Source organism: Candidatus Pelagibacter sp. PS_41, from assembly GCF_059417725.1.
In genome coordinates this window covers 545307-568382 of record NZ_CM182062.1, presented here as the reverse complement: position 1 = coordinate 568382, position 23076 = coordinate 545307, and the positions used below count along the sequence as shown (strand labels likewise).

At 27.7% G+C, this 23076-nt stretch carries 29 protein-coding genes, 1 tRNA gene and 1 riboswitch; of the genes, 19 read left to right on the top strand and 11 right to left on the bottom strand.

The features are described 5' to 3' along the window. Position 1 precedes the first annotated feature (1 nt). The 3 genes from AC5SL8_RS03095 (at position 2) to AC5SL8_RS03085 (ending at position 3550) form a co-directional block, all read left to right on the top strand. Entirely contained in the window at positions 2 to 406 is a 405-nt protein-coding gene (locus tag AC5SL8_RS03095; RefSeq protein ID WP_494580738.1) for a transcription antitermination factor NusB, read from the top strand. Next, positions 399 to 1358: a thiamine-phosphate kinase gene (gene thiL, locus AC5SL8_RS03090; protein WP_494580737.1), complete on the top strand. Its 960-nt coding sequence runs from the start codon at positions 399 to 401 to the stop codon at positions 1356 to 1358. The genes AC5SL8_RS03095 and thiL overlap by 8 nt, the downstream gene beginning before the upstream one ends. A gap of 86 nt (positions 1359 to 1444) precedes the next feature. Then, positions 1445 to 3550 (top strand): sodium-translocating pyrophosphatase, encoded by a 2106-nt coding sequence (locus tag AC5SL8_RS03085; RefSeq protein WP_494580736.1) that lies wholly within the window; start codon positions 1445 to 1447, stop codon positions 3548 to 3550. Here the strand turns inward: AC5SL8_RS03085 and AC5SL8_RS03080 are convergent. Beyond that, complete coding sequence (locus AC5SL8_RS03080) at positions 3547 to 4008, bottom strand: hypothetical protein (protein WP_494580735.1); 462 nt, start codon at positions 4006 to 4008, stop codon at positions 3547 to 3549. The two genes, AC5SL8_RS03085 and AC5SL8_RS03080, sit on opposite strands and share 4 nt — an antisense overlap. On the opposite strand from AC5SL8_RS03080, the gene AC5SL8_RS03075 reads away from it, so the two are divergent. The 6 genes from AC5SL8_RS03075 to AC5SL8_RS03050 are packed head-to-tail and all read left to right on the top strand — an operon-like array spanning position 4007 to position 6554. After that, the gene (locus tag AC5SL8_RS03075) at positions 4007 to 4471 is read left to right on the top strand and encodes a ubiquinol-cytochrome C chaperone family protein (RefSeq protein ID WP_494580734.1); all 465 of its coding nucleotides are present in this window, start codon (positions 4007 to 4009) and stop codon (positions 4469 to 4471) included. The two genes, AC5SL8_RS03080 and AC5SL8_RS03075, sit on opposite strands and share 2 nt — an antisense overlap. A gap of 7 nt (positions 4472 to 4478) precedes the next feature. Beyond that, on the top strand, positions 4479 to 4661 hold the full coding sequence (gene rpmF / locus AC5SL8_RS03070) for a 50S ribosomal protein L32 (RefSeq protein WP_494573670.1): 183 nt from the start codon (positions 4479 to 4481) through the stop codon (positions 4659 to 4661). Positions 4662 to 4687: 26 nt separating this feature from the next. Next, positions 4688 to 5692: a phosphate acyltransferase PlsX gene (plsX, locus tag AC5SL8_RS03065; protein WP_494580733.1), complete on the top strand. Its 1005-nt coding sequence runs from the start codon at positions 4688 to 4690 to the stop codon at positions 5690 to 5692. Beyond that, positions 5692 to 5994, top strand: coding sequence for an integration host factor subunit alpha (locus tag AC5SL8_RS03060; RefSeq protein WP_494580732.1), 303 nt, complete (start codon positions 5692 to 5694; stop codon positions 5992 to 5994). Before plsX ends, AC5SL8_RS03060 begins: the two co-directional genes overlap by 1 nt. After that, on the top strand, positions 5984 to 6361 hold the full coding sequence (locus AC5SL8_RS03055) for a MerR family transcriptional regulator (protein WP_494580731.1): 378 nt from the start codon (positions 5984 to 5986) through the stop codon (positions 6359 to 6361). The genes AC5SL8_RS03060 and AC5SL8_RS03055 overlap by 11 nt, the downstream gene beginning before the upstream one ends. A gap of 1 nt (position 6362) precedes the next feature. After that, complete coding sequence (locus AC5SL8_RS03050) at positions 6363 to 6554, top strand: 50S ribosomal protein L33 (protein WP_006996892.1); 192 nt, start codon at positions 6363 to 6365, stop codon at positions 6552 to 6554. Between the two features lies 1 nt (position 6555). On the opposite strand, the gene AC5SL8_RS03045 is transcribed toward AC5SL8_RS03050, so the two are convergent. Beyond that, positions 6556 to 6846 (bottom strand): chorismate mutase, encoded by a 291-nt coding sequence (locus AC5SL8_RS03045; RefSeq protein WP_494580730.1) that lies wholly within the window; start codon positions 6844 to 6846, stop codon positions 6556 to 6558. A gap of 42 nt (positions 6847 to 6888) precedes the next feature. On the opposite strand from AC5SL8_RS03045, the gene AC5SL8_RS03040 reads away from it, so the two are divergent. Beyond that, on the top strand, positions 6889 to 7914 hold the full coding sequence (locus AC5SL8_RS03040) for a COX15/CtaA family protein (RefSeq protein ID WP_494580729.1): 1026 nt from the start codon (positions 6889 to 6891) through the stop codon (positions 7912 to 7914). Positions 7915 to 7921: 7 nt separating this feature from the next. Here AC5SL8_RS03040 and AC5SL8_RS03035 read toward each other — a convergent pair whose 3' ends face one another. Further along, positions 7922 to 9223, bottom strand: coding sequence for an O-acetylhomoserine aminocarboxypropyltransferase/cysteine synthase family protein (locus AC5SL8_RS03035; protein WP_494580728.1), 1302 nt, complete (start codon positions 9221 to 9223; stop codon positions 7922 to 7924). A gap of 4 nt (positions 9224 to 9227) precedes the next feature. Continuing rightward, a riboswitch (SAM riboswitch) is annotated at positions 9228 to 9296 on the bottom strand. A gap of 139 nt (positions 9297 to 9435) precedes the next feature. Here AC5SL8_RS03035 and rplM point away from each other — a divergent pair. Genes rplM through AC5SL8_RS03000 form a run of 7 tightly spaced genes read left to right on the top strand, consistent with a single transcriptional unit; the run spans position 9436 to position 14659 of the window. Further along, complete coding sequence (gene rplM / locus AC5SL8_RS03030) at positions 9436 to 9897, top strand: 50S ribosomal protein L13 (protein WP_494573777.1); 462 nt, start codon at positions 9436 to 9438, stop codon at positions 9895 to 9897. Between the two features lies 1 nt (position 9898). Then, complete coding sequence (gene rpsI, locus AC5SL8_RS03025; RefSeq protein ID WP_494580727.1) at positions 9899 to 10339, top strand: 30S ribosomal protein S9; 441 nt, start codon at positions 9899 to 9901, stop codon at positions 10337 to 10339. A gap of 33 nt (positions 10340 to 10372) precedes the next feature. Continuing rightward, entirely contained in the window at positions 10373 to 11395 is a 1023-nt protein-coding gene (gene argC, locus AC5SL8_RS03020; RefSeq protein ID WP_494580726.1) for an N-acetyl-gamma-glutamyl-phosphate reductase, read from the top strand. After that, entirely contained in the window at positions 11392 to 11604 is a 213-nt protein-coding gene (locus tag AC5SL8_RS03015; RefSeq protein WP_494580725.1) for a hypothetical protein, read from the top strand. The genes argC and AC5SL8_RS03015 overlap by 4 nt, the downstream gene beginning before the upstream one ends. Next, positions 11605 to 12897 (top strand): homoserine dehydrogenase, encoded by a 1293-nt coding sequence (locus AC5SL8_RS03010; RefSeq protein ID WP_494580724.1) that lies wholly within the window; start codon positions 11605 to 11607, stop codon positions 12895 to 12897. Beyond that, positions 12897 to 13793 carry an AEC family transporter gene (locus tag AC5SL8_RS03005; RefSeq protein ID WP_494580723.1) on the top strand — a complete coding sequence of 299 codons (897 nt, stop codon included), beginning with the start codon at positions 12897 to 12899 and terminating at the stop codon, positions 13791 to 13793. The genes AC5SL8_RS03010 and AC5SL8_RS03005 overlap by 1 nt, the downstream gene beginning before the upstream one ends. A 17-nt stretch (positions 13794 to 13810) precedes the next feature. Next, complete coding sequence (locus tag AC5SL8_RS03000; protein ID WP_494580722.1) at positions 13811 to 14659, top strand: DMT family transporter; 849 nt, start codon at positions 13811 to 13813, stop codon at positions 14657 to 14659. A 417-nt stretch (positions 14660 to 15076) separates the two neighbouring features. Here AC5SL8_RS03000 and AC5SL8_RS02995 read toward each other — a convergent pair whose 3' ends face one another. Further along, positions 15077 to 15358, bottom strand: coding sequence for a methylated-DNA--[protein]-cysteine S-methyltransferase (locus AC5SL8_RS02995; RefSeq protein WP_494580721.1), 282 nt, complete (start codon positions 15356 to 15358; stop codon positions 15077 to 15079). A gap of 282 nt (positions 15359 to 15640) precedes the next feature. Beyond that, positions 15641 to 16072 (bottom strand): GNAT family N-acetyltransferase, encoded by a 432-nt coding sequence (locus AC5SL8_RS02990; RefSeq protein ID WP_494580720.1) that lies wholly within the window; start codon positions 16070 to 16072, stop codon positions 15641 to 15643. Positions 16073 to 16149: 77 nt separating this feature from the next. Here AC5SL8_RS02990 and AC5SL8_RS02985 point away from each other — a divergent pair, with 77 nt between their 5' ends. Continuing rightward, complete coding sequence (locus AC5SL8_RS02985; RefSeq protein ID WP_494580719.1) at positions 16150 to 17106, top strand: site-specific integrase; 957 nt, start codon at positions 16150 to 16152, stop codon at positions 17104 to 17106. Positions 17107 to 17108: 2 nt separating this feature from the next. Continuing rightward, positions 17109 to 17966 (top strand): glycosyltransferase family 2 protein, encoded by an 858-nt coding sequence (locus AC5SL8_RS02980; protein WP_494580718.1) that lies wholly within the window; start codon positions 17109 to 17111, stop codon positions 17964 to 17966. Here the strand turns inward: AC5SL8_RS02980 and AC5SL8_RS02975 are convergent, their stop codons facing one another. From AC5SL8_RS02975 to AC5SL8_RS02950, 6 genes are all read right to left on the bottom strand, one after another. Continuing rightward, positions 17967 to 19172 (bottom strand): DegT/DnrJ/EryC1/StrS family aminotransferase, encoded by a 1206-nt coding sequence (locus AC5SL8_RS02975; protein ID WP_494580717.1) that lies wholly within the window; start codon positions 19170 to 19172, stop codon positions 17967 to 17969. 2 nt (positions 19173 to 19174) lie between these two features. After that, a complete protein-coding gene (locus AC5SL8_RS02970) occupies positions 19175 to 20044 on the bottom strand; it encodes a glycosyltransferase family 2 protein (RefSeq protein WP_494580716.1) in 870 nt (289 codons plus the stop codon). Next, positions 20044 to 22161: a glycosyltransferase gene (locus AC5SL8_RS02965; RefSeq protein WP_494580715.1), complete on the bottom strand. Its 2118-nt coding sequence runs from the start codon at positions 22159 to 22161 to the stop codon at positions 20044 to 20046. Before AC5SL8_RS02965 ends, AC5SL8_RS02970 begins: the two co-directional genes overlap by 1 nt. Before the next feature lie 6 nt (positions 22162 to 22167). Beyond that, complete coding sequence (gene rfbC / locus AC5SL8_RS02960; protein ID WP_494580714.1) at positions 22168 to 22698, bottom strand: dTDP-4-dehydrorhamnose 3,5-epimerase; 531 nt, start codon at positions 22696 to 22698, stop codon at positions 22168 to 22170. Next, the gene (locus AC5SL8_RS02955) at positions 22685 to 22954 is read right to left on the bottom strand and encodes a GIY-YIG nuclease family protein (protein WP_494580713.1); all 270 of its coding nucleotides are present in this window, start codon (positions 22952 to 22954) and stop codon (positions 22685 to 22687) included. The genes rfbC and AC5SL8_RS02955 overlap by 14 nt, the downstream gene beginning before the upstream one ends. Before the next feature lie 5 nt (positions 22955 to 22959). Then, positions 22960 to 23034: transfer RNA gene (locus AC5SL8_RS02950), tRNA-Glu, on the bottom strand. Positions 23035 to 23076: the final 42 nt, after the last annotated feature.

Below are 23076 nucleotides of genomic sequence, written 5' to 3'. Positions count from 1 at the left end.
GATGAGAACTCCATATAACCCAAATCAAAATCCTAGAGTTATAATTATTCAAAAACTCTACGGTAAATTTTTTAATGATGATGAAGATATAACTTTTTCAAAACACAGATTTAAAAAATCTATTAAAGATGTGGTGCTTGGTACAATTGAAAGAAATGATGTAATTAAAGAAGAGGTCAGAAATTATTTAAGTGAAGATCTTGAATTGACAAATATGGATAAAGTTTTTCAGGTCATTGTTAAGGCGGCTATATTTGAATTTCTTTATAAGCCTAAAATCTCTAAAAAAATTATAATCAAGGAATATTTAGATGCTTCAAATTTTTTTTTAGAGGACTCCCAAACTAAATATTTGAATGCAATATTAGATAAAATTGCCAAAAAAATAAGAAATACTAATGCATGAATTTGATTTAATTAAGAATTATTTTCAAAAACTTTCTAAAAAGACAATTGGTTCTTTAAACCTTAATGATGATGTTTTTTTTGATAAGAAACATGAGTTAGTAGTATCAATAGACACATATATTCAAGGAAACCATTTTATAGATTTTAAAAAACCTGATTTAGTAATAAAAAAGATTATAAGATCATCAATATCTGATTTAATTTGTAAAGGCGTAAGTCCAAAATACTATTTTATTTCAGGCTCAGGTAATAAAAAAACTTTTTCAAAAAATAACTTAAAAAAAATATCCAAATCACTTAATGACGAACAGAAAAAGTATAAAATCTATCTTTGTGGTGGAGATACAGTTTTTTCTAACAAATTAAGTTTTACAATAACCTCCATTGGTTTTGCAAAAAAAATTATTGAAAGAAATAAAGCTAAACTTAATGATGACATTTATGTTACAGGAAATTTAGGTGATAGCTATTTAGGCTTATTAGTTTTAAAAAATAAATTTAAAATAAATAAAATTCAAAAAGATTATTTTATTAACCAGTACTATAAACCTAATATTCAAATTGATTTATCTAAACACTTAAATAAATTTACAAATACTTCAATTGATATTTCGGACGGTTTATTAACAGACCTTGAAAAATTGATTAATAATCAAAAACTATCTTATAAAGTAAGTTTAGATGATATACCGGTTTCTAATTCCTTGAATAAACTCATATCAAAAAAAAATTTTTTGAAAGAGCATTATATTTCAAAAGGTGATGATTATCAGATTCTATTTACTGCCTCAAAAGATAAAAGAAGAATCATAAAAAAAGTTTCAAATGAATTAAGAGTTAAAATTTCAAAAATAGGAATAATTCAAAATTCAAATAACAAACCCATATTAATTGATAAAAAAAGAGGAATAATTAGCCTTAAAAATAAGGGTTATTTTCATCATTTTTAAAAAGTTAAATATTGCCTTTTATGTTTTTTTTTGTATTGTCCGGACTTTAAACGTTTAATTTAACAACCAAACAACCAAAAGGCAAAATGAACTCAATCGTCGAATCAATATTACTTTATACTATAGCTGCAGGATTTCTTTCAATTGTATATGGATACTTTACTGGAAAAAACATATTAAGCTCAAGCACTGGAAATGCTAAAATGCAAGAAATTGCATCTGCTATTCAAATTGGTGCAAAAGCTTATTTAGCAAGACAATACAAAACAATTGCCGTGGTTGGAGTTGTAGTTTTGGTTGTTATATGCATTGTATTTAGTCCTCTTGTTGGTTTGGGTTATTTTATTGGAGCAGCTTTATCTGGTATAGCTGGTTATGTTGGAATGTTAGTTTCAGTTCAGGCTAACGTTAGAACTGCTGAAGCATCTAGAAAAGGTTTAGCAAGTGGTTTAGCTGTAGCATTTAAATCAGGTGCTGTAACAGGTATGTTGGTTGCTGGTTTGGCTTTGTTAGCAATAGCTGTTTATTATTATTTTTTATTAAAAGCGGGAGTTGATGAAAGGGAAATTGTTAATGCGCTTGTTGCCCTAGGTTTTGGTGCTTCTTTAATTTCAATTTTTGCAAGATTAGGTGGTGGAATCTTTACCAAAGGTGCCGATGTTGGTGCTGATTTAGTTGGAAAAGTTGAGGCAGGTATCCCTGAAGATGACCCTAGAAACCCAGCTGTAATTGCAGATAACGTTGGAGACAATGTTGGTGATTGTGCTGGAATGGCTGCAGATTTATTTGAAACATATGCTGTAACAATTGTTGCAACAATGGTTCTTTCTTCTATATTTTTTTACAATGATATCAATATGATGATCTACCCATTAACCATTGGTGGTGCTTGTATTTTAACATCAATACTAGGAACTTTCTTTGTAAAACTTGGAAAAAGTAAAAACGTAATGAATGCATTATACAAAGGATTTGTTGTTTCTGCTGTTTCATCATTATTAATTCTTTATCCTGTAACTGATTATGTTATTGGTTTTGCTAATGAGTATTCTGTAAATGGAAAAACTTTTACTGGTATGAGTCTTTATTACTGTGGAGTAATTGGCTTAGTTATTACCGGTTTGTTAATTTGGATTACCGAATATTATACTGGTACAGATTACAGACCTGTAAGAAGTATTGCAAAATCATCAACAACAGGACATGGGACAAACGTTATTCAAGGATTAGCTGTATCTATGGAGGCAACTGCTATTCCTGCTTTAATAATTGTTGCAGGTATTCTTGCTACCAACTCTATTGCTGGTCTTTATGGTATTGCTATTTCCGTAACAACTATGCTAGCGTTGGCTGGAATGGTCGTCGCTCTTGATGCGTATGGTCCAGTTACAGATAATGCAGGAGGTATTGCAGAAATGTCAAATTTACCAAAAAGTGTAAGGAAAACTACTGATGCGTTGGATGCAGTTGGTAACACTACAAAAGCTGTTACCAAAGGTTATGCTATTGGATCAGCAGGGTTAGGTGCACTTGTTTTATTTGCTGCTTATGTTGAAGATATTAAGCATTTTTCTGGTGTTGCAGGATCAAAGTTAGAAGGAATAGTTGTAACATTTGATTTATCTAATCCATATGTTGTAGTTGGATTATTGATAGGTGGAATGCTTCCATATTTATTTGGATCTATGGGAATGCAAGCTGTTGGAAGAGCAGGCGGTGCTGTTGTTGTAGAAGTCAGAAGACAATTTAAAAAATACCCTGGAATTATGAAAGGTAAACAAAAACCTGATTATGCTAAACTTGTTGATTTATTAACATTAGCTGCAATTAGAGAAATGATTATACCTTCTTTATTACCAGTACTTTCTCCAATTGTTTTATACTTTGTGATATTTCAAATTGGTGGGCAAGTTGCAGCTTTAGCTGCTGTAGGTGCAATGTTATTAGGCGTTATAATTACCGGATTATTTGTTGCAGTTTCAATGACAGCTGGTGGAGGTGCGTGGGATAATGCTAAGAAATATATTGAAGATGGTAATCATGGAGGAAAAGGCTCAGAAGCCCATAAGGCTGCTGTAACTGGAGATACTGTTGGAGACCCATATAAAGACACGGCTGGACCTGCAGTTAATCCGATGATTAAGATTACTAATATTGTAGCTTTATTGTTATTAGCTGTAATTGCAGGTTAATTTTTTCTTCGTTTACCAAGAGGGTCATTAACTTTTTGTCTCATACTTGATAAAAAGTCATAAATAAATGAATTTTTTTGGTAATTAACCTCTGTAGTATTTTTGGATATCTTTAAATTTTGCATTTTATTTAAATCATAAAATGTTTTTTTTTCTAATAAACCATATTTATTAATTTCTACAATCAAAACATTGTTTGTTATAATTTCTTTTTTTCCTAGTTTTAAGATACTTCCTGTTGTTTCTTTTCGTTCAATAAAAAATAATACTTCATTATCAAAAAAACTTGTACTAGATGGTGGGCCCAAAATTTTAATTATATCATTTTTATTTGTTTCATTAGGAAAAATTTTTTCCTGTTTAACATAAAGTTTATGTACACCATGATGATCTATAGCTAATTTGTTTGTACAATTTGCAATTATAAAAAAAAGAGTTAATAATAATAATGTTTTCATGAATGATTATTTAAATATTTACAATAATTTAGTTGGATTGACTAGAAATAAAGAATTATATAAAGATTTTAAAAATCAAGATACATTTTCTGATAGAATGATCTTTTTTTTATTACATTTTGCTTTTTTTTTAAAAATATACAAAAATGATAAAAATAAACAGATACTTCAAGAAATCTATGATTATGTTTTTAGACAAATGGAATTAAGTGTACGAGAGATAGGCTATGGCGACCAATCAATAAATAAAAAGATGAAAGATTATCTCAATTTGTTTCATGGAATGATTGATAAAATTCATAATTGGGAGCATTTAAGCAATGAATCAAAAAAAGAAAAATTAATAATCTTTTTAGATAATGCTCAAAATAGTGACTATTTGGTAATATATTTTGACAAATATGTGAAATTGTTGGCAAATAATACTTTAAATTCACATATAAAAGGTGTAGTTAAGCATTAATTTTATTATGGCTGTACCAAAACGTAAACAATCACCGTCAAGAACTGGGATGAGAAGAGCTCAGAATATGAAATTCTCATCTAAAAATATAGTTGAGGATAAGAAATCTGGTGAGTATAGACTCCCTCATCATCTGGATCTTAAAACTGGTATGTATCGTGGTAGACAAGTTTTGGACCCTAAAGAGTAAATTATTTTTTCAACTAACTAAATAGAATGAGCAAAACAATCAAAATTGCTGTTGATGCAATGGGTGGCGATGGATCACCAAAAAAAATTATTGAAGGTATTAATCACCATTTCAAAAACAATAAAAATACTTTTTATCAAATTTTTGGTGATAAAGGTCAAATTGAAAAGTTCATTACTGATGAACTGCCTAGTGAAAACTTTGAAATAGTTCATACAGAAGATGTTGTTAAAGGAACAGATAGTCCATTGGAAGGTGCAAAAAGAGGAAAAAAAACTAGTATGTGGTTAGCGATTCAGAGTGTTAAAGAAAAAAAATCAGATGTAGTAATTTCAGCAGGGAATACTGGTGCATTATTAGTTATTTCAAAGTTAAATCTTAAAATGATAGACAATATAGATAAACCAGCTCTTTCAGCCTTATGGCCAAATAAAAAGAATATGAGTGTTGTTTTAGACTTAGGTGCAAATATTGAATGTAGTCCGAAAAATTTAATTGATTTTTCGATAATGGGTTCCTCTTTATTTAATTCATTATATCCGAACGATGAAGCAAAAGTTGCACTATTAAATATTGGCTCTGAAGAACTTAAAGGAAATGAAATTATAAAAGAAACTTATCAACAATTGAATAAAAGAACTAATAACGATTTTGAGTTCAAAGGTTATATTGAAGGGAATCAATTAATGAACGGTGATGTTAACGTTATAGTAGCAGATGGTTTTACTGGCAATGTTGCATTAAAAACTGCTGAAGGTACTGCTAATTTTATCACAAGTGAATTAAAAAAAGCAATGACTGGAAATTTGATTGGAAAAATGTCTTCACTACTTAATATTTCAAATTTAAAAAAATTTAAAAAAAGACTGGATCCAAGATTATATAATGGGGCAATTTTTATTGGATTAGACTCCCCTGTAATTAAAAGTCATGGTGGAACAGATTATATAGGTTTTTCAAATTCTTTAAGTGTTTGCTCTAAAACAGTAACTGGAAATTTGATTGAAAAAATAACTAATAATATTAATTAATGACAAGAACTAACCTTACAAAAAAAGATCTAATTAACTCAATTTACATGCAGATTGGTTTTTCTAAAAATATTTCTGAAAATTTAATTGATGATTTTTTTACTACAATCCTGGAAAATTTAAAGATTGAAAAAAAACTTAAACTTTCAAAATTTGGTACGTTTTCTATAAGACAAAAAAAAAGTAGAGTTGGAAGAAATCCTAAAACTAAAGAAGAAGCGGCTATATCTGATAGAAATGTTGTTTTATTTAAAGCTTCTAAAGAGTTTAAAGATTTAGTAAATTCTATAAATGATCAATAAAAATTTAGATGCTTATAAATCAATAGGTGAGGTTGCTAAAATTCTAGATTTAGTAAATGTCAAAAAGGGCACTTTTAATACTCATACAATAAGGTTTTGGGAAAAAGAATTTAAACAGATCAAACCAAAAATTCTCAATGGTAATAGAAGATACTATAATAATCAGACTATAGAAGTTCTTAAAAAAGTTAAATTCTTACTTAAAGAACAAGGAATGACAATCAATGGAGTTAAAAAAGTTCTCAATTCTGACAAATCTTTAAACCTTGACGAATTATCAAATAATTCTATAAGTGCTAATTATAATTTCAGAAATAAATTAAAAAATATTTCTAACTTAGTAAAACAAATTAAAAAACTAAAATAGTATGGCAAAAAAAACACATGTTAAAGTAAGATTGGTCCCTGAAGCTAAACCTGATAGTCCTTTTTTTTATTATGTAAAAAAGCCAGCAGGTGGTGAAAAAGCTAAAGTTAAATTGTCTGCTAAAAAATACAACCCATCTACTAGAAAACATGAAATGTTTGTGGAAAAAAAACTTCCACCACACAGTAAATAGTTTATTTCTTTTTAAAGTTTCTTTTTTCGTAATCTATAAAAGACCAAATCATATTTTTCCAAATTCTGTTTGTAATTTTTGGATCAATTTTAGTCTTGATTGATTTTTTTTTAATTTTTTTAAGTATGTAAGTTATTCTTGCTTTATCGATTATTTCTTTTTTATAAATTTTTACTTTTAAAACTTCATTTACTAAAATTGATCTTTTTTTGATTAATTTAAGTAAATCATTATCTAATTTATCAAGTTTTATTCTTAATTGGCTAAGTTTTTTTTTATTAGTAGGCGACATTTAATCAATTGGTTATTAAAATAATTATTATAAGTATAATTTATGTTTGTAAATAGCGACAACTATATAAAATATTTAAAGATATGGTTAATAGGACTATTTTTGCTAATTGTTCTTATGGTTGCTGTAGGTGGCTTAACTAGATTAACTGACTCAGGTTTATCCATTACAGCATGGGAGCTTTTCTCAGGTATATTGCCGCCACTTAATTCAAATGATTGGAATATGTATTTTGAGGAATATAAGAAAATTCCAGAGTATAAAAATATTAACTATGGAATGTCTTTAAAAGAATTTAAAATAATTTTTTATTGGGAGTATGCACATAGATTATTAGCACGTATTGTTGGCTTGTTCACCTTAATCCCTTTAATTATTTTTTGGATTAAATATAGAGATTCTAATTTTTATTCTAATAAATATTTTTTGATATTTTTTCTTATATGTCTGCAGGGATTTTTAGGTTGGTTTATGGTTACTAGTGGATTAACACAAAATAATGATGTTAGTCATTTTAGATTGGCAATTCATTTATCACTTGCACTTTTTATCTTATGTTTAATTTTTTGGTATATTTTAGATTTTTTTGATATTAAAAAATTAGATTATAAAATTCCACAATCCTTTTTGTTATTTATTTTTTTATTAATTATTATTCAAATTATATTGGGAGCTTTTCTGTCAGGTTTAGATGGAGGTTTAATTTATAATACTTGGCCAGATATGAATGGTACATTTTTTCCAAATGATGTTTTATTATTAGATTTTTTTACCTCTGAGTCATTTTATAATACTTCTATTATTCAATTTTTACATAGATCAACTGCCTATCTGCTTCTGATCCTTGTTATGATTATTAACTATTTATTTATTAAAGAAGGAGTTGCCATAAAAAATATAATTCTTTTTGATACAGCTTTACTTATTCAAATATTATTAGGAATTATTACATTAATATCTGGTGTAGAAATAAAGTATGCATCACTACACCAGTTAGGTTCTATTTTTGTATTAACAACCTATATTTTACTCATTTATAAAAACTCAAGAGGTTTTTTAAAACGATAAAGAATTGTTATGAAGCGTTAAGTGCTTGATCAAGATCATCTATTATATCGTCAATATGTTCTAATCCTATACACAGTCTTATATATCCAGGCGTAACTCCTGCAGCACTTAATTCTTGCTCTGTGAGTTGGCTATGAGTTGTTGTTGCTGGATGTATAGCTAAGCTTCTAGCATCTCCTATATTTGCCACATGATAAAACATCTTTAAAGCTTCTATAAATTTCTTACCAGACTCAATACCACCTTTTAGTTCTATTCCTATTAAAGCACCATTTCCCCCATTAAGATATTTTTTTGCTCTTTTACCAATATCTCCTTCATATTTGGTTGGGTAAATCACTCTAGCAACTTTTTTATGTTTAGATAAGTGACCCACTGTTTTTTCAGCATTAGAGCAATGTTGTTTCATCCTCAAGGCTACTGTTTCAAGTCCTTGAATTATTCCAAAAGCATTATCAGGCGCTAATGCAGCTCCAAGATCTCTCAAAAGAGTAACTCTTGCTCTAACAGCAAAGGATACATTGGCACCAGTTAATTCAGGAACTGCCTTACCCCAAACTACGCCACCATAGCTTGCATCAGGTTCATTAAACAGTGGTTGTCTTTTTGGATTAGCTGTCCAATCAAAATTTCCACCATCAATTAGTGCTCCACCTACAACTGTACCATGTCCACCTATATATTTTGTAAGTGAATAAACTACTACAGCTGCACCATGTTCTATTGGCTTACAGATGATAGGAGCGGCCGTGTTATCAACTATTAATGGTATATTATATTTTTTTCCAATATCAGAAACTTCTTTAATAGGAAATACTCTTAAATATGGATTGGGTAATGTTTCCCCATAAAAAGCTCTAGTTTTACCATCTATTGCTTTTTCAAAGTTTTTAGGATCTGCTGGATCTGCATATCTAACTTCAATACCAAGCTTGCTCAATGTATGAGTAAACAATGAAACAGTTCCACCATAAAGATCTGTAGAACTAACAATATTATCGCCAGCTTGAGCAACATTCAAAATAGCAAATGTTGAAGCTGTTTGACCCGAAGAAACAGTTAAACTTGCTAATCCACCATCTAAGGCAGCAAGTCTTTTTTCAAGAACATCATTTGTTGGATTCATAATTCTTGTGTAGATATTTCCAAACTCTTTTAGACCAAATAAATTGGCTGCATGCTCAGTGCTATCAAATAGATATGAAGTTGTTCTATAAATTGGGACAGCTACAGCTTTTGTAGTTGGGTCACTTCTATAATCACCACCGTGCAATGCTATAGTTTCTGGGTTTTGTCTTTTTGTACTCATCTTAATACTCCTTTTTTAGTACTTTTGCTTTATGCAAGGCGTACAATACAGTTCAAATGCGCCTACCGAAAATGTGCGTAAAAAATCCTTTTTAGCAATTATTAGCCTGCAATAGGAACAAATCGGCAAATAAAAGTTACCATTAAATGGCTATATTGCAAGAGAAATATAAAATTGACTTTATAATTATTAATAGTATTAATCCTCGCACCATGACTAAATTTTTAAAAAGTAGCGAATTAACAAGTAATTGGTTTGAAATTGATGCTAAAGGAGCAGTTGTTGGAAGATTAGCATCTATAATAGCAATGATTGTTAGGGGAAAAAACAAAACTACTTACACACCTCACATGGATGATGGAGACTTTGTAGTTGTTAAAAATATAGAACATGCAAAATTTACTGGAAAAAAATTTAAAGACAAAAAATACTATAGACATACGGGCCACCCAGGTGGAATTAAAGAAATAACTCCTGAAAAACTATTAGAAAAGAATAAACCAGGAGAGACTTTAAAATTAGCGGTTAAAAGAATGTTACCAGGAGGTGTTCTTGGTAGAAAGCAATTAACTAAAGTTAAAATTTATGCTGGTGAAGAGCATCCTCATGCAGCTCAAAATCCCAAACTTTTAGATTTAGGAAAATTAAATAGTAAAAATTTAATTAGAAATTAATATGGAACAAACAGCACAAACAATATCAAAAAAACCTAAGATCAAGTTAGATTTTAAAGATAGTAAATATGCTACTGGCAGAAGAAAAAAATCAATTGCTAAAATTTGGTTAAAAAAAGGGACTGGTAAAATTTATGTTAATGGTCGAACAATGGATGAATACTTCACTAGTGGTAGTCATAAAATGCAAATCACAAGACCTTTTGAAATCATTAATCAAGCAACAGCATATGATGTTAGATGTAGTGTTGCTGGAGGCGGTCACACAGGACAGGCAGGAGCAATGGTTCACGGTATTGCAAAAGCCTTAATATTATTTGACTCAGAACTAAGAAGTACACTAAAAACAGAGAAACTTAACACCAGAGACTCAAGATCTGTTGAAAGAAAAAAACCTGGTCGTAAAAAAGCTAGAAGAAGCTTCCAATTCTCGAAAAGATAATTCTTTTTTATTTCAAAATAGTTATAATAAACAATGCCTAAGCTTAATGTTTTAGTTGCTGGTTCTACTGGTTATATTGGTGTTCAATTAATAAAGTTATTAGTTAAGCACAAAAATATTAATATAAAATATTTATGTGGTAGCTCATCTGTTGGTAAGAAAATTGCTAGTTATGAAAAATCATTAAAATCAAAAAATTTACCAAAGATTACTAAATTTAATAAATCATTTTTAAAAGAAATAGACTTGGTATTTACTGCATTACCAAATGGTGAGGCACAATCTATATCTAATAGTTTATTAAAACATAATGTGCTAATTGATTTGGCAGCAGATTTTAGACTTAATAATGCATCCTTATATTTAAAATGGTATAAACAAAATCACAGATCAATTTTAAATATTAAAAAATCTATATATTCATTACCTGAAATTACAGGTGAAAAAGTTAAAAATTTTAATATTATTGGCTGCCCAGGTTGTTATCCAACATCAATATTGTTGCCGTTAATTCCATTGATTAAAAAAAATTTAATTAAAGTAGATAATATAGTTATAGATTCTAAATCTGGATATTCTGGAGCAGGTAGAGGTGTGCATTACAAGTATAAAAATAAAAACCTTTATGAATCCTTAAGTGCCTACGGCGTTGGTTTTCATCGACACAATTCTGAAATACAACAAGAATTAAATTCTTTTACAAAAAAGAAGGTAAATTTTACTTTTACACCACATTTAACACCAATGTTTAGAGGAATATTAAGCACCATTTATGTAGAACTTAATAAAGGATCTACTATTAAAAAATTAGAAAAAGTATTGATTAATCATTACCCCAATAATGGATTTGTAAAAATTCTAAAAACTAATTCTTTAATAAGTACAAATGATATAATTAATACAAATAATTGCCATATATCAATTTGTAAAACTAAGTATAAAGATAGAATTATTATCTTATCAGCAATAGATAATTTAATTAAAGGTGGTGCAGGACAAGCTATACAAAATATGAATATTAGATTTGGATTTAATAAATTTAGAGGATTAAAATGAAATATCTTACATTAATTTTTTTATCTATTTTATCTGCATGTAATTTAAACGATAATATAGTTGAGCTTAATGATAATACTTTAAAAAAAACAAATGTTAAGAATTTTAATTTATCAGATACAGAATTTAAAAGAATGTCTTTTAATGAATTTGAATTATTTCTTAAAGAATATTCAAAAAACACAGAGTATCCTGATATAAAAAAGTAAATGAAAATGAATTTAAATATTGCTGTAGTTGGATTGGGTCAAGTAGGTAATTATTTACTAAATGAATTAAATACAAAAAAAAAAGAAATTGAATTAATTACAGGTAAAAGAATTAATGTTGTAGCTGTTTCCGCAAAAAACATAAAAAAGAAAAGAAAATTTAAAGTTAATAAAAATATCTTTTTTAAAAATCCTTTAGATATTTTTAAATTAAAGAAAGTAGATATTTTATTTGAAGCAATAGGAATGTCTGATGGCATTTCTAAAAGAGTAGTTGAAACTGCTTTAAGAAATAAAATTCACGTTATTACACCAAATAAAGCCCTAATATCAAAACATGGAGATTATCTTGCTAAATTAGCTGAAGATAACAATGTTAATCTTGAATTTGAAGCATCGGTTGCTGGTGGTATTCCAATATTAAGAACTATTAAAGAGGGTCTTGCAACTAACAAAATTACTAAAGTTTATGGAATTTTGAATGGAACTTCTAATTATATTCTTTCAGAAATGAGAAATTCTAAGGATAGTTTTGCTAATGTTTTAAAAAAAGCTCAAAAATTAGGATACGCTGAACCAGGCAACCCTAAATTAGATCTTAATGGTTTTGATGCTTTTGCTAAAGTGAGAATTTTGTCTGCTCTTGCATTTAATACTAAGATTTCAAAACACAAATGTTTGATGGAAGGTATTGAAAAAATTGAATTAAATGACATTGAAATAGCTAGCCAATTAAATTTACGTATTAAGTTACTTGGTATCTCTGAAATTATTAATGGTTGTTTATTTGAAACTGTCCACCCATGTCTTGTAAGTAAAAATTCTTATATTGGAAATGTTTCTGGTGTGATGAATGCTGTCATACTTGAGGGTAAACCTGTTGGTGAAAGTATATTACAAGGGGAGGGTGCTGGACCTGGACCTACTTCTTCATCATTACTATCTGATTTACTTTCAATTTTGAAAGGGGATATTAAAAAACCCTTTGGAATACCTAACAACAAGCGTAAGTCCATAAAATGTTATAATGTCAATAATTATACTAATTCTTTATATTTGAGATTTGAGGTTAAAGATAAACCTGGTGTTCTGTCCAGAATTACTAACAGGTTAGCTCAATACAAAATTTCTGTAAAAAGAATGATTCAAACACCAGATAAAAAAAATAATAAAGCTACTGTTGTTATTATTACTCACAAAACAAGCGAACTTAATTCAAATAACTGTCTTGCAAAATTTAAAAAAGATAAAGATATTCTTAAATATCCTACATTAATTAGAATTCATAATTAATGGAATTATATTCCAAAATTTTTGAAGTCTTATTTCCTGTTTTTTTTGTTATCGGTATTGGTTATTACCTGGGGAAAAAAAATCCAAAAATAGACACTAATTTCATAACTAATTTTGCAGGTAATATTGGAACGCCTGCAATGATTTTTTATACTGTAACTACCACAGGTATTACTTTAGCAATTTTTACCTCTTACTTCTTCTATGCTTTAGTTATGATTGGAGGCTTTTCCATAGTTGGTTTAATACTTCTTTTTATTTTAAAAAGAGATCTAAGTATGGAGCTACCACCAATGATTTTACCAAATACTGGTAATATGGGCATACCAATTTGTCTTTTTGCTTATGGCACTGAAGGGCTTGGCGTAGCTTCTGCTATAGCCTCTGTTATAATTTTGTTTCATTTTACACTGGGTGTTTTTCTTGCTAAAAAAAAATTTTCTTTTAATGTGGTTCTTAAAAGTCCTCCTGTTTATGCAATAATAATATCAATATTATTTCTTTATTTTAACTTAGATGTCCCAGTATTTCTTGAAAACACCACTTTTCTTCTAACATATGCAACAATATTTTTAGTTTTAATGTCCCTTGGTATAGCCTTAACAAGGTTTAAGTTTTCTTTAAAAGACTCAATTATATTAGCTTTAGGACGTGTTATTTTAGGTCCAATCATATGTATTCTTATAATAAATAAACTCGATTTAAATGGTTTTGCAGCTGGTGTTTTATTAATACAAAGTGCAATGCCTAGTGCTGTATTAAATTATCTTGTTGGTTCGATGTATTCGCCTAAAAAAATTGTTGATAGTATTGCTAGTACAATTGTAACATCAACATTGATGTCCTTTATTACTATTCCAATAGTAGTATTCTTTGCTTTAAAATACTTCAATTAAACTGTATCAATTGGCTCATGAAAGCCATTATTTTTAGTTTACTAGGTTGGATGATGCTACCTGTTATGGATGGTTTTGCTAAGTTTTTAAGTTCGGAACTTCCAGTTTTACAAATTACTTGGGCAAGATATTTTTTTACTGTTGCTTTTACTCTGCCTGTCATGTTTTTCTTTTACAATAAACAACTCGTTTGGTCTGATAAACCAAAATTACAAATTCTTAGAGGTCTAATATTACTTTGTGCTAATATATGTTTCTTCTATTCAATATCAATTATCTCCCTAGCTAAAGCCTTAACACTTGCTTTTGTTGCCCCATTAATAGTCACAGCGTTTTCACCAATGTTGCTAGGTGAGAAGGTGGGTATTAGAAGGTGGACAGCTGTAACTATAGGTTTTATAGGATCATTAGTAGTTATTAGACCTGGTTTTGTTGAGATTAACATTGCCAGTCTTGCAGCTTTAGGTACAGGATTTTTGTATGGATTTTATTTAATAATAACTCGTAAATTGAGTACATCTGATAATCCATTATTAACATTATTAATTACTGGATTAGTTGGTTGTGTAATTTCCTCTCTTGTTGCTCCCTTTTTTTGGGTTAAACCTAATCTAGTTCAATGGTCTATGATGGCAGGAATAGGGGTGTTTGCCTGCATTGGTCACTTATTCCTTATATTATCACTAAAATATGCTGATGCTTCTAAATTAGCTCCTTTAGGCTATACAGAAATCATTCCTAATGTTATAATTGGATATTATTTCTTTGGTAACTTTCCAGATAATTGGACTTTTCTAGGACTTTTAATTATTGTTATTAGTGGAATTTATATATCTAGAAGAGAAGTAGCTAATAACTCTACTTAATATATCTTATTTGTTTACTAAAACTTAAAGTTATACATTAATTTATATAAATAAATAACTGTAATTATTGATTTTAATTAAATATTTTAAAACAGACTATAAATTAAAAAAATAATCCTTTTATAATTAAATGTACTCAGAAATAGGTATATGTTTAAAATATTATGTTGGATATTAAAAAACCTTTTAAAATCAACAATAATTGCAATCACAAATAAAGGTTGATAACGTTGACTAATTGAGCATTGCAGTCTTTGAATATAGCTTTTAAACAGCCATAGAGGGGTCTTTTTTAAGCATAACCTCTTATGTAGTACAACTGAAGGGTGAATAAGGCTATTTAAGACTAAAATCAATATTTTGTGCTAAAAGTGTTTATTACCAACACTTTTATAGTACTTATATTATGAAAAAACCTTATTTAATAAAGATTTTTTCAGCTTTCAATAATCGTCTTTTTTGTTCGATTCCACCTTTTCCTGAATATCCGCCAAGAGTTCCATCAGATCTGATTACTCTGTGACATGGTATTTTGGGAGGATAGGGGTTTTTACCTACTGCATTCGCAACAGCTCTAAAAGACCTTGGTTTTCCAATGCCCTTAGCAACATCAAGGTATGTCTTTACTTTTCCTTTTGGAATTTTCTTTAAGTAATTCCATACTTTTAATTGAAAGGCGGTTCCAGAGAGTTTAGACATAAAAAAAAACCCTGAATCTCTACACTTTTTACAGTGTAAAGACCAGAAGTTTAGGTCCGTCGTTGAAGTTGCTACCGCCGAACCGGCCACCCCACATGTTTAGCACTACTTTGCAGGGTTTTCTGCCCTCCAGGCTTAGGTCTCTCGACTTTTCCCTGGATGGCCAGTTAAGAGTTGCCTCTTAAGTTAAGAATAATTTATACTATCAGTTAAGTTGTATGTATCACTAAATAGTTGATTCTTTTCATGGTCTATATTCTTGTGGATAATGGGGATAAAATTTTACTTAAGTTCGTACAGTTCAAAACCAGTATTATTGGCTATTTTATTGTATAATTTTTTAGCATTTTCATTAGAAGAGTGGGTAATCCAACGAATTCCATCCCAATTATTTGATTTTGATAAAGATTTTAAATGATTAATTAGCTTTTGAGCTATTTTTTTTCTTCTGAAATCTGGCTCAACAAATAAATCGTCTAAAAAGCCAATATATTGACCCTTAATCGGTCTTGGCATTGTTCTATAATGAGCAATTCCAACGATGTTGCTATCTAATTCAAAGCATATACCTCTAACAACATGTTTTTCATCATGAATCCACTCCCAAAGAGTATTTAAAATACCTGAATTCATTGGAACCGAGTAGAAATTTGCATATGCTTGATATAAATCTGACCATCTTTTAAAGTCATCCTTATTCAATTTTCTAATCATTTTTTTAAATTAAACTATTGACTTATAAAATCACTTAATATATTACTAACGATAATTAATGGTTATCAATACTAATTATGAATAATTTAATAACTGACATAAAAGCTTTACAAGAAGAAACTTTATTAAACCTAAAAAACTCTAAAGCCAACAACACTGTACGTGCTTATAAGTCTGATTTTAATGATTTTAGTTTATTTTGTGCACAGAACGGATTTAAATCTTTACCGTCTGAAGCAAAAATTGTTTCATTATATTTAACACATTTATCTACTAAAGACTTTAAAATGAGTACATTGAAAAGAAGATTAGTATCAATTGGGATAATTCATAAGTTAAAAGGGCATTATTTAGATACAAAGCACCCAATAATCTTAGAAAATGTAATGGGAATTAAAAGAAGGAAAGGAAGCGTTCAAAGAGGTAAAAAACCTATATTAATCAATGATTTAATAAAGGTAATTAATGTTATTGACGAAGAGCTGGGAAATGAAATCAAAAAATCTAGAGATAGATCAATTATATTAATTGGATTTTCAGGTGGATTTAGAAGAAATGAAATAGTCTCATTAGATTATCAAGACTTAGATTTTGTATCAGAAGGGCTTAAAATTAACCTAAAAAAATCAAAAACAGATCAGTTTGGCGAAGGTTCAGTGAAAGCACTACCCTACTTTAATAATACACAATATTGTCCAGTAATATCGCTCAAAAAGTGGATTAATATTTCAAATATTAATTCAGGTCCTTTATTTAGAAGATTTTCAAAAAGTTTCAACTTATCAAATAATAGATTAACCGACCAAACTGTAGCCCTTCTAATAAAAAAATATCTTACATTAGCAGGTATAAATAGTAAAAATTATTCTGGGCACAGTTTAAGATCGGGTTTTGCTACATCAGCAGCCGACGCGGGAGCAGAAGAGAGAAGTATAATGGCAATGACAGGTCATAAATCACCCGAAATGGTGAGAAGATATATTAAGGAGGCAAATTTATTTAAAAATAATCCTTTAAATAAATTGAAGATATAAAATTGATTAACAAAAATGAAATAACGATTGTATTAATAAGTCACAATAGTGAAGAATTAGTAATTCAATTCATAAAAAATTTTTCAGAAAAAATAAAATTCTTAATAATTGATAATTCAAATGATCAAAATTTAAAAGATAAAATTAAATTGCTTAATAATGTCGAAATAAAATTTATGGAAAATAAAGGGTATGGAGCAGCAATAAATTTTGCAAGAAAATTTGTTAAAACAAATTTTTTTTTTGTATTTAGTCCTGATATAAAAAAACCTGATGATATATTTATAGATATTTTTTTAGATAAAATAAAACTTACAGAAAAATTTGGAGCATTAGGACCAAGATTTTTAGGAGTGACACAAAAAAGTCATAAACAATCTGATATTTATAAAAAAATTGATCATATAGACAGTATTAGTGGTTCAGCAATGTTATTTGATGCCACTACTTTTGATGACATTGGAGGATTTGATGAAAATATTTTTTTGTATTTTGAAGAAACAGATTTTGCAAAAAGAGCAAAAAAAAAAGGTTACAAAATCTTTCAAATTAATGAAGCAAAAGTTTATCATACAAGAGGAGCCGATTCAGGAGTTGTAAATGCAAATAATAAAGAAGAAATTGATAGATTAGAAAATCTTTATTCTTGGCATTTTGTATGGTCTAAATTTTATTTTTATAATAAACATTATGGTAAAATAATTGCTATAATTTTATTTATACCAACAATAATAAGAATTTTTTATAGAATAAATTTGTATACTTTAAAAAAAGATCCAAAAAAAAAAGAAAAATACAAAAATAGATTAGATGGTTTTATCCATTCACTAAAAGGACTGGGGTCAAATAAAAGGCTATAATTAAATTAATCTTTTTCTTTTTAAAAATAAAGTAAATTTAGCTAACATATAGTCGATATCATTTTGTGTTAACCCATGATGGCAACCAATAAGTAAGCCATTTTTCATTATATTGTCGCTGTTGACGTGTGAATTTAAAGTTTTTTTATATATCATCGATTTCATAATTGGTTGTCTTAAAATATTTCCTGTAAAGATTGTCCTTGTTTGAATGTTACTCTTTTCTAAAAAAATCTGAATTTCAGTTCTTTTGATTTTTTTTTCATCTCTTATAATAAGTGGATAGGCCAACCATCCAGTTTTTAAACCTTTGAATTGTGTTGGTAAAATAAATAAAGACTCAAATTTTTTAAAAAAATTATTAATCATTTCAAAATTTTTGCATCTAGAATTAATATTTTTCTTTAGTTTTTTTAATTGCTCTAATGCAAAAGCAGCAGAAATTTCAGATGGGAGAAAATTATAACCCATTTTGGAAAAAATATATTTTCCATCATAAGGAATCCCATCAACTTTTTTATTAAATCTTTCATAAATACCCTCAGACTCATTGAAAACTGCCGAAGATCTACCCCAACCTCTTAGAAGTTTTGCATTTTCGTATAATTTTTTGTCATTAAAGCAAACGATACCCCCAAAACCTGCCCCAGTTATTATGTGTGAAGCGTACATGCTATTTGTACTAGCATCAGAATATTTTCCCAAATTATTGTTATTGTATGTGTAACCAATAGTATCAGCAGAGTCTTCAATTACTTTTAAATTATATTTTTTAGCAATATTATAAATTTTTTTCCAGTTTGGAACATTGCCTAATAAATTAGGAATCATTATTGCAGCAGTTTTATTATTTATACATCTTTCAATTTGATCTACGCGAGATAAAAATGAAGATTTTTCAACATCTATAAAATGAGGTATTAGACCAAGTTGGTAGATCGGAGCCACGGTTGTAGAAAAAGTTAATGTTGGTGTGATTATTTCAGAACCTTTTTTAAAATTAAATGATGATAGAGCTAATAAGTTAGCAGAAGATCCTGAATTAACCATTAGTCCATATTTTTTTCCAAAAAGTTTTGAAATTTTATATTCTAACTCTTTTACTGAAGGACCATCAATTAAAGTTAAAGACTTATTTTTTAAAACTTTTATAGCAGCATTTATTTCTTTTTTATCATAAACAGCCTTACCATAATAAATTTTCATAATTAAATATTTGATTTAAAAAATAGTTTTAAATAAGAACAATAAACCTTATCTATAAACAAATTATATAAAAAAGGGAAATTTTTTTTTGGATTTGAAAGTGGTCCATTGTAAATTTGATCTGATTTAAGATAAAAGTGTTTAAAAAATTTAATTGACATACCCCATTTCAATAAAAAAATTTTACCTCCCCTACTGCCTGATTCAGTCTTTATCGTAGGGTGATTCTTGTATTTACGAGTTACTATTGATCCAAAATGATAAACTTTACAATTATTTATACCTTTAAAAATTCTCACACCCTCATTCCATAGCTTCATATTTAGATCTGGATCTGATCCTGTACCTGGGAAATATTCTTCGCTAAATCCTCCAACTTTATTCCATAAATCTTTGTGAATTAAGTGTGGAGCCCATGTAGAGCCTTGAAAATTGAAATGATTAACTTTATTATAATTTTCTAATAATTTTTTTTCATTAAAATCATTCAAATTATTTCCACAGTCTAATTTTAAAGGACCATTATTCATCATAATTCCTGATAAATAAAATTTATTATGTGGTATTTTTTTAATCTCTTTTAATAAAACCTCATCCCATCTGGGTAAAAAATAAAAGTCATCATGTGCGTACAATATATAATTTGTAGTTGCTTTTTTTGCTGCAGTATTAACGCCCTCACAAATACCAGCATTATATTTGGTAATTGTATATTTAATATTTTCACTTATTAAATATTCTTCTGTACCATCAGCGCCTTCATTAATATGTGGAATTATCTCATGTATAAATATTGAATTTTTTCTAATACTTTCAATACATAATTTTAAGTATTTTATGTTATTAAATGTGGGTATGATTATTGAAAACACTAATTAATTTTTTCCCAAAAAAATTTTTTATTAATATTGAATGTTTTACTAATTATAAAGTCCGCAACTGTTGTTGAGTTAAAATATTTAAAATATTTATCTCTACCTTTTTTTGCAATAGAGGACCTCAATTTATTGTCAAAACTATATTTAATTAATTTTTCAGATAAATCAGAGATATTTTTATATAAAACAATTTCATTTTTATTAAAAAAATCATTCATTTTAGTTTTTTCATCAATCATAACCAATAAACCATTACCTATTAATTGTGAAAATCTATCACTACTATAGTACTTTGTTGCTTTGCCTTGACTTAAATTAAGACCAATTTTTGACTGAGAAATAGCACTCATATAATTGTCTGCCCAAATTGGTTGATTTCCATTCATTCCATAAATATCAAACCTTAAATCGGGTGTTAATTTGATTAATCTATTAATGATATTTTCTCTTTCATCAAATTTACCTTTTTTTAATATACCTCTATGAACACCATGGCTCATTGCAAAAAAAACATCATTATTAAAATTTTTATTTTGATAATTTTTTAAAGTTTCAAAAGATGTATCGACTGGGTTAGGTAAATAAAAAACATTATGTTTTGCATCTAATTTAAGAGCTTTTGGATCGGTGGTACAAAAACTAGCATCCATAATATGAATTTTGTCTAAAAATCTTTTTTTATTTTTTATCCAATGACTATCCATTCTATCTAAGAACCATTGAGCCATTTTAATATTAGGGTAGTTTTTTTTAATATATTTTAATGTTTCAACTTTAATCAAATCTGCATGACCAAGAATAATTATATCAGGGACATAATTAGAAATAACTTCTATCAATTTATTATTAAGTTTTTTTGATCCATCAAGATCATTTAAATTTCTATAATAACTTACAATATCACGATCACTAAATTCAAGAACGCTATGATTAAGCCTTATCAAACCATTATTTAACCTCTTTCCAGTATTGTAAAATAATCTTCCATTATGTCTTTCATTAAAATTTGTAACATGTAAGATTTTAATTTTATTTAAATTAGATGATTTAATTATGTTTAATTTTAACGATGAAATTAAATCATTGCGATATTTATCAATTTTATGAGAAATATAATTATCCGTTAGATAAAAATTTTTTGATGATTGTTTTTGAAGATAATAAAGTTTTGATTTATTTTTTATTAATTTTTCAATTTCAAAAAATAATGAATTAGAATTTAAATTTCTTAAAATTATACCATTAGTAATGGTTTCTGGTAAGCCTCCTCTATTAGATATAATTACAGCGCATCCTCTACTAGCTGCTTCTAAGCTTGTCCTTCCAAAAGGTTCTTCCCACCTTGAACAAGCAACGGCAATACTAGTTTTGTCAAAATTATTTAAAACGGTACTATGGCTTTGAAATCCTAAATTTTTTAAGTTTTTATGTTTATATAGTAATTTTTCTCTTGGCTCATCACCTATTACAACGGATTTCCAGTCAGGATATTTATTTAATATCTTAACAATAGCTTCACCAAAAATATCATACCCTTTAGCACGATTTAATTTACCCACAAAAGATATTAATTTATCTTTTTTTAAAATATTAATTTTCTTCTTTGATATAGATTGATGTATTACTTCTAGTTTTTTTGATTTATGAAAAAAACTTTTCAAATCTTTTAGGTATTGTTTTTTTGACCACTCACTGTTGAAAATAATCTTTGAACAAATATTAAGTAAATTTAATCTTTCTTTTACTGTTTTTGATCCAACCATACTAATAGGATCATTGTGAAAGTATAAGACAATATTACATTTTAATTCAATTAATTTATTTACATATATTGGTCTGTTATGTACTTCTATAATATCAGAAGGATTATCTTTAATAATATCAAAAAATTTTTGAACATAGTCTTTAGATTGACTTGTTAAGAATTTTTTCTTTAGATGAATATTGGTATAATTAGATGATAGTTTCATTTTATGATTAGTTGATCCATAAACAGTAATGTTCTTTTTGAATCTACTAACTTTATTTGTGGCTTTTACAAATAATGAGACTGCACCGGGATAAGTGGGTGAAAAGTTTTCTTTATAAGGTAGTAAAATAGAAATTTTCATTTAGTTTTAAAAATATTTTTTTTTAAATTCACTTAAACTTGGAGCATTTTTATCTTTATCAGATAAAATTGGTTTTTTAATCGGCCACTTAATCTTTAAATTTTTGTCATTCCAAGAAATTGTTCTTTCTGATTTAGAATGTCTATAATTTGAACATTTATAATTAACAGTACATGTTTTGCTTAAACAAACAAAACCATGAGCAAAACCTTCCGGTATATAAAAAGAAAAATCATCGTTATGAGATATTATAATTGACATATGTTTACCAAATGTTTTAGAATTTTTTCTCAAATCTACCGCAACATCAAAAATTTTTCCGTTTGCAACAGTAATTAGCTTTGCTTGTGAATTAACTAACTGTAAATGTAAACCTCTTAAAACATTCTTTTTAGAAAAAGACATAATATCAAAAGGAAATTTATTCTTTATTATCTTATGTTGAAAAGTTTCTTTTAAAAAACCCCTTCTATCTTTGAAAATTTTAGTTTTTAAAATTTTAGGTCCACTAGCAAATTTGGTTTTAATTAATTTCATTTTTATTTAAAAATTTTGTTTTTAAAATATTTCTTTTTAGATAATTTTTTTTTAATTTAAATTCTTCTCTCATAGCTTCACTTTTATCATAATAAGTTTTTGAATATATAAGTTTCCATGTTTTACCTCTGGTAAATTTAGCTCCTTTTGAAGTGTTATGTAAAAGAAGACGTTTTTGTATATTATTAGTGTATCCAACATAAGAAACGTGTCTGTTGTTGATTTTAGATAAAATCATGTATACAGAATATTTCATATTTATGGCGGTCCCTGGGGGAATCGAACCCCCCTTTGCAGGATGAAAACCAGCTGTCCTAACCGATAGACGAAGGGACCACGTTGTGATCTTTTATTTTAAAAGTCATTATTTATCAAGCG

Excerpts from the sequence above, each read along its gene's own strand:
- AC5SL8_RS03000 (WP_494580722.1), top strand. The coding sequence starts at position 13,811 with ATGAAAGCCATTATTTTTAGTTTACTAGGTTGGATGATGCTACCTGTT.
- AC5SL8_RS03055 (WP_494580731.1), top strand. The coding sequence starts at position 5,984 with ATGATCAATAAAAATTTAGATGCTTATAAATCAATAGGTGAGGTTGCT.
- AC5SL8_RS02965 (WP_494580715.1), bottom strand. The coding sequence starts at position 22,161 with ATGAAAATTTCTATTTTACTACCTTATAAAGAAAACTTTTCACCCACT.
- AC5SL8_RS03015 (WP_494580725.1), top strand. The coding sequence starts at position 11,392 with ATGAAATATCTTACATTAATTTTTTTATCTATTTTATCTGCATGTAAT.
- thiL (WP_494580737.1), top strand. The coding sequence starts at position 399 with ATGCATGAATTTGATTTAATTAAGAATTATTTTCAAAAACTTTCTAAA.
- AC5SL8_RS03035 (WP_494580728.1), bottom strand. The coding sequence starts at position 9,223 with ATGAGTACAAAAAGACAAAACCCAGAAACTATAGCATTGCACGGTGGT.
- AC5SL8_RS02990 (WP_494580720.1), bottom strand. The coding sequence starts at position 16,072 with ATGATTAGAAAATTGAATAAGGATGACTTTAAAAGATGGTCAGATTTA.
- rplM (WP_494573777.1), top strand. The coding sequence starts at position 9,436 with ATGACTAAATTTTTAAAAAGTAGCGAATTAACAAGTAATTGGTTTGAA.
- AC5SL8_RS02975 (WP_494580717.1), bottom strand. The coding sequence starts at position 19,172 with ATGAAAATTTATTATGGTAAGGCTGTTTATGATAAAAAAGAAATAAAT.
- AC5SL8_RS03085 (WP_494580736.1), top strand. The coding sequence starts at position 1,445 with ATGAACTCAATCGTCGAATCAATATTACTTTATACTATAGCTGCAGGA.
- AC5SL8_RS03045 (WP_494580730.1), bottom strand. The coding sequence starts at position 6,846 with ATGTCGCCTACTAATAAAAAAAAACTTAGCCAATTAAGAATAAAACTT.
- AC5SL8_RS02985 (WP_494580719.1), top strand. The coding sequence starts at position 16,150 with ATGAATAATTTAATAACTGACATAAAAGCTTTACAAGAAGAAACTTTA.
- rpmF (WP_494573670.1), top strand. The coding sequence starts at position 4,479 with ATGGCTGTACCAAAACGTAAACAATCACCGTCAAGAACTGGGATGAGA.
- argC (WP_494580726.1), top strand. The coding sequence starts at position 10,373 with ATGCCTAAGCTTAATGTTTTAGTTGCTGGTTCTACTGGTTATATTGGT.
- rpsI (WP_494580727.1), top strand. The coding sequence starts at position 9,899 with ATGGAACAAACAGCACAAACAATATCAAAAAAACCTAAGATCAAGTTA.
- AC5SL8_RS03095 (WP_494580738.1), top strand. The coding sequence starts at position 2 with ATGAGAACTCCATATAACCCAAATCAAAATCCTAGAGTTATAATTATT.
- AC5SL8_RS03010 (WP_494580724.1), top strand. The coding sequence starts at position 11,605 with ATGAAAATGAATTTAAATATTGCTGTAGTTGGATTGGGTCAAGTAGGT.
- AC5SL8_RS03050 (WP_006996892.1), top strand. The coding sequence starts at position 6,363 with ATGGCAAAAAAAACACATGTTAAAGTAAGATTGGTCCCTGAAGCTAAA.
- AC5SL8_RS02995 (WP_494580721.1), bottom strand. The coding sequence starts at position 15,358 with ATGTCTAAACTCTCTGGAACCGCCTTTCAATTAAAAGTATGGAATTAC.
- AC5SL8_RS03060 (WP_494580732.1), top strand. The coding sequence starts at position 5,692 with ATGACAAGAACTAACCTTACAAAAAAAGATCTAATTAACTCAATTTAC.
- AC5SL8_RS03005 (WP_494580723.1), top strand. The coding sequence starts at position 12,897 with ATGGAATTATATTCCAAAATTTTTGAAGTCTTATTTCCTGTTTTTTTT.
- AC5SL8_RS03080 (WP_494580735.1), bottom strand. The coding sequence starts at position 4,008 with ATGAAAACATTATTATTATTAACTCTTTTTTTTATAATTGCAAATTGT.
- plsX (WP_494580733.1), top strand. The coding sequence starts at position 4,688 with ATGAGCAAAACAATCAAAATTGCTGTTGATGCAATGGGTGGCGATGGA.
- rfbC (WP_494580714.1), bottom strand. The coding sequence starts at position 22,698 with ATGAAATTAATTAAAACCAAATTTGCTAGTGGACCTAAAATTTTAAAA.
- AC5SL8_RS02955 (WP_494580713.1), bottom strand. The coding sequence starts at position 22,954 with ATGAAATATTCTGTATACATGATTTTATCTAAAATCAACAACAGACAC.
- AC5SL8_RS03040 (WP_494580729.1), top strand. The coding sequence starts at position 6,889 with ATGTTTGTAAATAGCGACAACTATATAAAATATTTAAAGATATGGTTA.
- AC5SL8_RS03075 (WP_494580734.1), top strand. The coding sequence starts at position 4,007 with ATGAATGATTATTTAAATATTTACAATAATTTAGTTGGATTGACTAGA.